Genomic DNA, 8,463 nt, shown 5'->3' with positions numbered 1-8,463 from the left:
GGGGTGGTGTCCTTGGGGGCTGTGGGGGGGGGGGGTGGGGGGGGACAGGAAAAGCTTTTCTGACCGGGAAGGGGAGTGAGTCTGCGTGGGACGAATACTCGTACATATCTGCTGCGGCCCCTGTGCCATATATCCCGTTAAAGAAATCTTGAAGGGCAAGCTCGAGGTCTGGGGCTACTTCTTCAACCCGAACATACATCCCCGCGAAGAGTTCCGGAAGAGGCTCGATGCCGTAAGGACCCTTGCCGAGAAGATGTCTCTCCCCGTAATCTGTAACGACGAGTACAGCCCCGAGCTCTTTTTCAGGTCCATCCCCGGGCCGCGCAAGCACGAAACCCCGAGGGCCGAACGGTGCGCGCGATGTTATTCGCTCCGTCTCGATAGGACCGCCGACGCCGCCAGGAAAAGGGGCTTCGACTTCTTCTCCTCCTCGCTCCTATACAGCAAGTACCAGGACCATGAAACCATCATAAGCGCGGGGCTCGATATGGAGCATAAGTACGGCGTACCGTTTTACTATGACGACTTCCGTCCGGGCTGGAAGGAAGGTATAACGCATTCCAGGGAGATGGGGCTTTACAGGCAGAACTACTGCGGATGCGTCTACAGCAAGAAGGAACGGGGCCTTTTTTAAGCGGCGCCGTCAGTCGACACCATGCACGCGAAGAACTTTTCCATCGAGATAAGCTCGAACACACCCACCCGCAAACAACCCGTCGAGATCGTGGAGAGGAAGGGCACGGGCCACCCCGACTACATATGCGACGCCGTCATGGAGGAGATAAGCGTTGCCTTGAGCCGCGAATACGTAAGGCGTTTCGGAGAGGTGCTTCATCATAATATCGATAAGGGGCTCCTGGTGGCCGGGCAGGTCGAGAAGGCTTTCGGCAGGGGCAGGGTCCTGAAACCCATGGAGCTTATCGTCGGCGACAGGGCCGCCTCCGGGGTGGGGAGGAAAAAAATGCCCGTGGCCGATATAGCGCGGGAGACGGCAAAGAGGTGGTTCGGGGAGAACCTCAGGGGGGTCGACCCGGGGAAAAGGCACCTCGACGTAAGGGTCGTGCTCCAGCCCGGTAGTGCCGAGCTTGCCGGAATATTCGAGAGGAAGGGAAAGGTCAGGGTGGCCAACGACACGAGTGCCGCGGTCGGGTACGCACCCTTTACCCCCACCGAGAGGGCCGTATTCGATACCGAGCGCTTCCTCAACTCCACTTCTTTCAAGGCCGAGTTCCCGGATACGGGAGAAGACGTGAAGGTAATGGGGTTCCGGAAAGGTCAAGAACTCGACCTCACCGTGGCAATGCCCCTCATGGCCCGGCTCATAAAGAGCGAGAAAGAGTACTTCCGAAGGAAGAAGACGGTGCTAAGCGCGCTAAAGGAGTTCTCTTTGGGCTTTAAGTTCAGGAAAGTCACGTTCAACTATAACAACCTCGACAGGCCGAAGAGGGGTTTGGACGGCGTATATCTCTCGCTACTCGGCACCTCGGCCGAGGACGCCGACTCCGGCCAGGTCGGCAGGGGCAACCGCGTTAACGGCGTCATATCCCTTAACCGCCCGATGGGGACCGAGGCCGCGGCCGGCAAGAATCCGGTAAGCCACGTCGGGAAGATCTATAACGTCCTTTCCCACCGTCTGGCCGCTGAGATTCACAGCCGGGTGGAGGGCACCGAAGAAGTCTACGTCTGGTTCCTTAGCCGGATAGGGGACCCCATAGACAGGCCGAAATGCGTCTCCGTAGAGATAGTCCCCGGAAAAGGGTTGAACCGCAGGACCGTAAGGAGGCAGGTTGCCTCCATAGTCGACGAGTCCCTCTCGGAGATGGAACGGTTCACCGGAGAGCTCACAAGGGGCGAGCACCCGGTATGTTAAAAGAGATGTCCCGACTGTTTCGATAAACCTTCCATATGGCATCTTTCCGACCGTCCTACATAAAGCTCTACGAGCGGGGTGAACTCCAGGAGAGGGTTTTGGCCCTCTCCGACATGATGGAAGAATGCGCGATCTGCCCGAGGCGCTGCGGGGTGAGGAGGACCGAAGGGGGTGGGGGCGAGCTTGGCGTCTGCGGCGTGGGCAGCCTGCCGATGGTGTCGAGCTGCCAACCGCACTTTGGAGAGGAGCCGCCGCTTGTCGGCTCTGCCGGCAGCGGTACCATATTCATGACCCGCTGCAACCTGAAGTGCGTCTTCTGCCAGAACTACGACATAAGCCATCTCGGCCAAGGCGCCTACGTGTCCACCGACGAGTTGGCGCGCATGATGCTGGGTCTTCAGAACCAGGGCTGCCACAACATAAACTTCGTCACACCCACCCACCAGGCCGCCCAGATCGTGGCGAGCCTCCCACGGGCCGTGGAGATGGGGCTCGATCTACCGCTCGTCTATAATACCGGCGGCTACGACTCCGTGGAGACGATAAAGCTCCTCGACGGCATATTCGACATATACATGCCCGACATAAAGTACGGCGACGACGGGCCTGCCGGGGCGCTCTCGGCCGCCCCGGACTACGTCGAGGTCTCGCGCGGCGCGGTTAGCGAGATGCACCGCCAGGTGGGAGAGCTTGTTATAGACGAGCGGGGGATAGCCGAAAGAGGACTTATCATACGCCACCTCGTGCTGCCCGGGGGGCTTGCAGGAACGAAAGAGGTCATGCGCTTTATCGCGGAAGAGCTTTCCACCGAATCCTACGTTAACGTGATGGACCAATACCGGCCCTGCTACAAGGCGGCCGAGAGCGTGGATTACCCGGACATGGGAAGGGCCGTAACCGGAGCGGAGTTCGACGAGGCGGTAGGCATGGCGAAGGCCGAGGGACTGACCCGCCTTGCCGGGGTCACCGTTTAGCCCATGAAGGACAGCTCGACAACCTCTAAGAAAGCCATAAAGACCGAGCGTCAGCTATCTTCCGGCGGTGTGGTCTTCCGGAGAGTGGAGGGGGGGGAGGACGCTATCGAGGTGGCGCTCATCTCGGTTAAGAGTGGGGCGGGCAAGGGTCCGGCGGTGTGGTGCCTCCCCAAGGGGCTCGTCGAAGAGGGCGAGAACATCGCCCGGACAGCCCACAGGGAGGTAAAGGAAGAGACCGGGCTCGACGGTAAAATTCTAAAGAAAATCAACACCATACACTACTTTTATTCCAGAAAGGATGAGGAAGGCACCAGGCGCTTCCTTAAGGTCGTCTACTTCTTCCTTATGGAGTATACAACGGGCGACACGGCCTTCCACGACGACGAGGTAGAGGAGTGCCGCTGGTTCCAGATTGATAAGGCCGTTAAGGCCGTTGCCTATGACGACGAGAGGGAAATTCTAAAAAAAGCCCGGAAGCTCATAGAAGAGGGAAATTATGGAAATTAAGGGGTTGAGCTTTCGCCTTTTTTGATTTATAGTTAACCGTCAACGCATGCGGATAACCGACGACATAGTAGCCGAGCACGGCCTGAGCCCCGAGGAGTACGCGTTGGTCGTCGAGGCCCTCGGCCGGGAGCCGAATATGGTCGAGCTCGGCATATTCTCGGTCATGTGGAGCGAGCACTGCTCGTATAAGTCCTCGCGGGTGCACCTTAAAAAACTCCCCACCGAGGCCCCTCACGTAATCGAGGGTCCGGGCGAGAACGCCGGGGTGGTGGACATAGGAGACGGCCTCGCCGTCGTCTTCAAGATGGAGAGCCATAACCACCCCTCTTTCATAGAGCCCTACCAGGGGGCCGCAACCGGAGTGGGGGGGATACTCAGGGACGTATTTACCATGGGCGCCAGACCCGTGGCCTCGCTTAACTCTCTCAGGTTCGGCTCGCCGGAAAGCCCTAAGACCGCCTACCTCCTCGAAGGTGTCGTCGCCGGCATAGCCGGTTACGGCAACTGCATGGGCGTGCCGACGGTAGGAGGCGAGGTCTACTTCAACTCATCCTACGATGGTAACTGCCTGGTGAACGCCATGACCGTCGGGCTCGTGAAGACGGGAAAAATATTCAAAGGCACGGCCTCGGGCGTGGGGAACCCGGTGATGTACGTCGGGTCGAAAACCGGCAGGGACGGCATACACGGGGCCACCATGGCGAGCGACGTATTCGGCGAGGGAGGGGAGGAAAGGCGGCCGACGGTGCAGGTCGGGGACCCCTTTACCGAAAAACTTCTGCTTGAGGCGTGCCTGGAAGTTTTTAAGACCGACTACGTGCTCGGCATCCAGGACATGGGCGCGGCCGGGCTTACCTCTTCGAGCGTTGAGATGGCCTCCAGGGGAGGAAGCGGCCTGGAGATGGATATGGACCGGGTCCCCAGGCGCGAGGAGGGGATGACCGCCTACGAGCTTATGTTGAGCGAATCGCAGGAGAGGATGCTCATGGTCGTAAGGCCCGGCACCGAGGATAAGGTGCGCGAGATATTCGAGAAGTGGGACCTCGATGCCTCGGTGGTCGGGCGGGTGACCGATACCGGAAGGGTAAGGATAACCGAAGGCGGCGAGACCGTGGCCGACCTCCCTGTCGAGGCCTTGACCGATAAGGCGCCGCAGTACGAGAGGCCGTCCATGAGACCCGCCGGGCAGGACGAGATTACAAGGCTCGACATAAAGGAGCTGCCCGAGCCCGGAGACTTTAACGAGGTGCTCTTAACACTCCTCTCTTCCCCGAACATATCGAGCAGGAGGTGGATATACCGCCAGTACGACCACATGGTGAGGACCGATACGGTGCTTCTGCCGGGCTCGGACGCGGCGGTCATAAGGATAAAGGGGACCGGTAAGGCGCTCGCCATGAGTGCGGACTGCAACTCGCGCTACTGCTACCTCGACCCCTTAACGGGCGGGATGATTGCCGTGGCCGAGGCCGCGAGAAACCTGACGGTAAGCGGCGCCAGGCCGCTGGCCCTTACCGACTGCCTGAACTTCGGGAACCCGGAGAGGCCAGAGGTCATGTGGCAGTTCGAGAACGCGATAGGCGGCATGAGGGAGGCCTGCCTTGCCCTCGGGGTGCCGGTCGTAAGCGGCAACGTGAGCTTTTATAACGAGACGTCCGGGACGGCCATCCACCCGACGCCCACGGTCGGCATGGTGGGGCTCATAGACGACATAAAGACCCATACTGCCCAGTGGTTCAAGGAAGAGGGGGACCTTATAGTGCTCATGGGGACCACCCGGGAAGAGGTCGGGGGGAGCGAATACCTCCATCTCGTGCACGGCCTCGAACGCGGTATGCCTCCCTCGATCGACCTCTCGGCCGAAAAAAATCTACAGGACGCTTGTCGGGAGGCCATAAGGACTGGTATAATAATCTCCGCCCACGACGTATCGGAAGGCGGGCTCGCGGTGGCCCTTTCGGAGGGTTGCTTGAACCCGGACGGTCCTGTGGGCGCGGTCGTTGAGATGGAGGCGGGCGGGATAAGGCCGGACGCTTTCTTTTTCGGCGAGAGCCAGTCGAGGATAGTGGTAAGCCTCAAAGAGGACAGACTCGACGCCCTGAAGGGGATAGCGGAACCCCTCGGCGTGGAGCTCGACGTGATAGGCCGCGTGGGCGGTGGAGTCTTGAAGATAAACGACCTTATTGACCTGCCCGTGGAAGAGTTTTCCAGGGCGTGGGAGGGCGGGCTTAAACACGTGGTGGGTTAGCGTTAAGAATGATGCCTGAAGAAGATATAAAAGATAAGTTCAAAGATGAGTGCGGTGTTTTCGGGATATACAATAACCCCGAGGCGTCCAACCTCGCCTACCTGGGCCTCTACGCCCTCCAGCACAGGGGGCAGGAGAGCGCGGGCATAGTCTCTTCCGACAGCAAGACCCTTCATTCCTGCAGGGGCATGGGCCTTGTGGCCGACGTCTTCAGCGAGGAGACCTTGAAGGGCCTTCCCGGCTCCTCGGCCATAGGGCACGTCAGGTACTCCACCACCGGGGACAGCCACATAAAGAACGCCCAGCCCTTCGTGGTCGAGTATTCCAGGGGTGCTATGGCAATAGCCCATAACGGGAACCTGGTGAACGCGCGTCTCCTTAAGGACGAGCTCGAGGCCTACGGCAGCATCTTCCAGTCCGACATGGACACCGAGACCATAGTCCATCTCATAGCATCGAGCAAGGAAAACTCGCTCATGAAGAGGCTCGTCTACGCGCTCTCCAGGATAAGGGGAGCCTATTCGCTCCTCATCATGACGGAGCAGAGGCTCATAGCCGCAAGGGACCCTAACGGTTTCAGGCCGCTCGCGCTCGGCAAGCTCAAGGACGCCTGGGTGGTCGCCTCCGAGACCTGCGCCTTCGACCTTATCGAGGCTGAATACGTAAGGGACGTCGAGCCCGGAGAGATAGTGGTCATAGACAAGGAGGGCATGACCTCGCACAGGCCCTTTCCCCCGGCCACTTATTCGCCGTGCATATTCGAGTTCATATACTTCTCCCGGCCGGACAGCACCATCTTCGGGACGAACGTATACGAGGTGAGAAAGGCGCTCGGCAGGGAGCTCGCCGCCGAGCACCGGGTGGAGGCCGACATAGTTATACCGGTCCCGGACTCGGGCGTTCCGGCGGCCATAGGCTATGCCGAGGCATCGGGCATACCGTTCGAGATGGGGCTTGTGAGGAGCCACTACGTGGGAAGGACCTTTATCGAGCCCAAGGACGCCATCCGCCACTTCGGAGTCAAGATAAAGCTCAACGCCGTAAGGAAGCTCATAGAGGGCAAGAGGGTCGTCGTGGTGGACGACTCGATAGTGAGGGGCACCACGAGCCGTAAGATTATAAAGATGATACGCGGCGCCGGCGCAAAGGAGGTGCACATGAGGATAAGCTCCCCCCCGACCGTGGCCCCGTGCTACTACGGCATAGACACCCCGACGAGCGGGGAGCTTATCGCCGCGTCCAAGGAAGTGGAAGAGATAAGCGAGTACATCACCTCCGACACGCTCGGCTACCTGAGCGTCGAGGGCATGTACCGCGCGGTAAGTAAAGCCGGCGGGAGTTTTTGCGACGCCTGCTTCACCGGGAACTACCCGGTCGAGGTATCGGCGTCCCGGAAGCCTCCGCAGCTTATACTGTTCAAGTAATCGCAGAGGGGAAGGGGGGAAGGCATTGAAGAATATATCAGGCGTTTTTGTTATCGCGGCCCTTCTTATCCTTTACGGGTGCGGGTCCGTGAGGTACGTGGTGGATTCCGTTGGGGTGCCCGTGGAGGGGGATTCCCCCTACTTCACGACGTTGAAGCAATGGACCACCGGACAGAAAATATACGAGGGCGTCGAAGCGAGGCTCTATATCTACGCCACCCACAAGTCCGCTGCCTTCAGGGAGGCCTACGTGGACGAGTACGCGAGACGTTACCAGTTCGACGATGACATGAAGCGGGTGCTCCTGCAGAGGGAGCGTGAGGCGGCCGAGAGGTATAACGAGTTCTTCGTGGCCGCCTATACCCCGCGGAGCGAATGGAACGACTTCGAGAAGGGGGATTCCCTCTGGAGGCTATACCTCGAAGGCGGGAGTGGGGAGAGGGTAAGTCCCGTTGAAGTGGAAAGGCTCGAGCCGGACCAGATACTCAGGGAGTTCTTCCCCTACTTCGACCCATGGAGTGTCGCCTATATCGTAAGGTTCCCCCGCTACGCCCCGGGCGGCGGGGAGGTGCCTCTGGTGGGTGAGGGGGAGGCCATGAAGCTCATCGTGACGGGGATTAAGGGGAGCGGCGTCCTCGAGTGGGGTGTGGAATAAAACTGAACAGAGTGGAACGGAACAGAAGTACGTTCAGGCCGTGACGATAAAAGTTCGTGAAAGTTCGAGGCCCTCCGGTGCGAGGGCCTTTGTCTTACCGGGGAACCGATGTTGACAACCTGCCTATAGGGGGCTATGATTGAGTTGTAGGGTTTGTGGGAGATTAAACGTGCCATCGGAGCTATAGGTATGAACGGCAAGCTCGATGAGGTAAGGCCGGGCCTGGTCCTGGCGGGCATTACGCTCTGCTTCGGCATAGCCTTGGCCATAGCGTTCGGCGTTGCCGAAGACGCCATCAAGACGCTGGTCCGCGACGGGGTGGCCGCGAACCCGGACCTCCACGACGAGAAGAGCCCGGACAAGATATGGCGGTGGTGGCAGAGGGCGCACTTCCATGCGACCGGCATAGGGGCCTTCACCCTGGCGCTTATAGCGATTACCGCGCTCTCGGACCTGTCCGCGAAGATGAAGAGAGCGGCGTCGCTCTTTTTCGGCGTGGGGAGTTTCTACCCGCTTGCGTGGTTCTTTATGGCGCTCCTCGGCCCTTCGATGGGAAGGAGCGCGGCGCACCATTCTCTGCCCGTGGAGGCCGTGGTCTACCTGACCATCCCGTGCCTGCTCGCGGGGCTCGCGCTCCTCTTCTCGAACGTCATCTTCGGGTGGTTTTCGGAGTAGGGGGGGGTTACTACTCCCCCGGTCCCACCGTCGAGATAACATAGGCGTTCAGGTCTATGTACTTCCGGGCCGTCTCGAGGACGTCCCCGGCGGTAACGGCCTCTATTTTC

8 protein-coding genes are annotated in these 8,463 nt (G+C 59.7%); all 8 read left to right on the top strand.

Annotated features, from left to right (window positions below; all coding sequences use genetic code 11):
• Positions 1-85 precede the first annotated feature (85 nt).
• Positions 86-634 (top strand): epoxyqueuosine reductase QueH, encoded by a 549-nt coding sequence (locus V3W31_00255; protein MEE9613369.1) that lies wholly within the window; start codon positions 86-88, stop codon positions 632-634.
• A gap of 21 nt (positions 635-655) precedes the next feature.
• Positions 656-1,870: a methionine adenosyltransferase gene (locus V3W31_00250; GenBank protein ID MEE9613368.1), complete on the top strand. Its 1,215-nt coding sequence runs from the start codon at positions 656-658 to the stop codon at positions 1,868-1,870.
• 35 nt (positions 1,871-1,905) lie between these two features.
• The gene (locus V3W31_00245) at positions 1,906-2,844 is read left to right on the top strand and encodes a radical SAM protein (GenBank protein MEE9613367.1); all 939 of its coding nucleotides are present in this window, start codon (positions 1,906-1,908) and stop codon (positions 2,842-2,844) included.
• A gap of 3 nt (positions 2,845-2,847) precedes the next feature.
• Positions 2,848-3,351, top strand: coding sequence for an NUDIX hydrolase (locus V3W31_00240; GenBank protein ID MEE9613366.1), 504 nt, complete (start codon positions 2,848-2,850; stop codon positions 3,349-3,351).
• A gap of 46 nt (positions 3,352-3,397) precedes the next feature.
• On the top strand, positions 3,398-5,599 hold the full coding sequence (purL, locus tag V3W31_00235) for a phosphoribosylformylglycinamidine synthase subunit PurL (GenBank protein MEE9613365.1): 2,202 nt from the start codon (positions 3,398-3,400) through the stop codon (positions 5,597-5,599).
• 8 nt (positions 5,600-5,607) lie between these two features.
• On the top strand, positions 5,608-7,023 hold the full coding sequence (gene purF / locus V3W31_00230) for an amidophosphoribosyltransferase (GenBank protein ID MEE9613364.1): 1,416 nt from the start codon (positions 5,608-5,610) through the stop codon (positions 7,021-7,023).
• A 25-nt stretch (positions 7,024-7,048) separates the two neighbouring features.
• A complete protein-coding gene (locus tag V3W31_00225) occupies positions 7,049-7,678 on the top strand; it encodes a hypothetical protein (GenBank protein ID MEE9613363.1) in 630 nt (209 codons plus the stop codon).
• Between the two features lie 189 nt (positions 7,679-7,867).
• On the top strand, positions 7,868-8,353 hold the full coding sequence (locus V3W31_00220; protein ID MEE9613362.1) for a hypothetical protein: 486 nt from the start codon (positions 7,868-7,870) through the stop codon (positions 8,351-8,353).
• Positions 8,354-8,463 lie beyond the last annotated feature (110 nt).

This window comes from Thermodesulfobacteriota bacterium (assembly GCA_036482575.1).
Lineage (GTDB): Bacteria > Desulfobacterota > GWC2-55-46 > GWC2-55-46 > JAUVFY01 > JAZGJJ01.
The sequence above is the reverse complement of the archived record's forward strand: the minus strand, read 5'-3'. Positions and strand labels throughout refer to the sequence as shown.